This is a genomic window from Micromonospora sp. NPDC005324, assembly GCF_040607155.1.
GTDB lineage: Bacteria > Actinomycetota > Actinomycetes > Mycobacteriales > Micromonosporaceae > Micromonospora > Micromonospora trifolii.
On sequence record NZ_JBEXGE010000123.1, the window covers coordinates 1 to 1,407 of the forward strand.

The window sequence follows — 1,407 nt, forward strand, 5'->3', positions numbered from 1 at the left end:
AGAGGGCGGTCCGCAGTAACTTGATCTGATCTATGCGTTGCGTCTGGTTGGTGGCTTTCCGATAGGTTCGCTATGGATAGCGACAGGTCGATGGGTTGAATGTGAGTTCTGGTCGTGACCGTCAGGCGGATGGGGCGTTAGCCCGGTCATGGGTGATCGAAAGCCGTATCCCAGCGATGTCACCGACGAGCAGTGGGAGCTGATCGGACCGTTTCTGCAGGCGTGGAAGGCCAAGCGGGTCGCGGTCTCGGTGTCGGGCCAGCCAGGCGACTACGACCTGCGGGAGATCGTGAACGCGATCTTCTACCAGAACCGGACGGGTTGTCAGTGGGCGTACCTGCCGCACGACCTGCCGCCGAAGTCGGCCACCTACTACTACTTCGCCCTGTGGCGTGACGACGGCACCGACCAGGTGATCCACGATCTGCTGCGCTGCCAGGCCCGGGAAAAGGTCGGCCGTCGGGAGGATCCGAGCGCTGTCGTGTTGGACACCCAGTCGATCAGGGCGGCGAACCACATCCCGGCCGCCACGACCGGCAAAGACGCGGCGAAGAAGGTGTCGGGGCGTAAGCGAGGCCTGGCCGTGGACGCGTTGGGGCTGGTCATCGCGGTCGTGGTGACCGCGGCGTCGGTCACCGACAACGCCATCGGCATCCGGCTGCTCGACAAGGTCGTCGCGCACACCCCGACGGTGAGCCGCGCTTGGGTCGACGCCGGGTTCAAGCAGGATGTGGCGCTGCACGGCGCCGTCCTGGGTATCGACGTCGAGGTCGTCAAACGCTCCGACACCAAGCCCGGGTTCGTGCCGATTCGCAAGCGGTGGATCGTGGAGCAGGTCAACGGCACGTTGATGCTGCACCGCCGTCTCGCGCGCGAGTACGAAAGCCGACCAGAGTCCTCGGTGTCCCGAACCCTGTGGGCGTCGACGGCGAACATCGTGCGGCGGCTGACCGGGACCAGCACACCCTCCTGGCGGCACCGGTGAACCTTCCCACGGTCCTCGACCTGATCGCCGACCGCGAAACCACCACACGCCAGGACGCCGACCGGCTACGCGAGCAGATCACCACGTTGACCGGCGAACTCGCCCGCCTCGACAGCGAACTGGCCGACCTGGCAACCACCCGCACCACCCTGCGCACTCTCGCCGCCGCCGAGTTCACCGCCGACGACCCGACAATCGCCAGCGCCCCCTACCAGCAGATCCTGGCTGTCCTTGGTGCCGAGCCCGCCGGCATGCGCGCCAAGGGCATCTGCCTCGCCCTCGGCGTCGAGCCCTCACCGAAGAACGTCGAAGGCACCCGCGCGAAGCTGAAACGCATGGTCAACCGCCAGGTCCTCACCGAAGACGAGCCCGGAGTATTCACCCTCGCCCAGAAACGGACCTAACACTCCGAACCACCCTCT

2 protein-coding genes are annotated in these 1,407 nt (G+C 66.2%); both read left to right on the plus strand.

Annotation, left to right across the window (positions count from 1 at the left end):
- Window positions 1–148 precede the first annotated feature (148 nt).
- Complete coding sequence (locus ABZS40_RS36680) at window positions 149–985, plus strand: IS5 family transposase (RefSeq protein ID WP_354949335.1); 837 nt, start codon at window positions 149–151, stop codon at window positions 983–985.
- Window positions 982–1,389, plus strand: a complete 408-nt coding sequence (locus ABZS40_RS36685) for a hypothetical protein (protein ID WP_354949337.1) — start codon at window positions 982–984, stop codon at window positions 1,387–1,389. Before ABZS40_RS36680 ends, ABZS40_RS36685 begins: the two co-directional genes overlap by 4 nt.
- The last annotated feature ends 18 nt before the right edge of the window (window positions 1,390–1,407 follow it).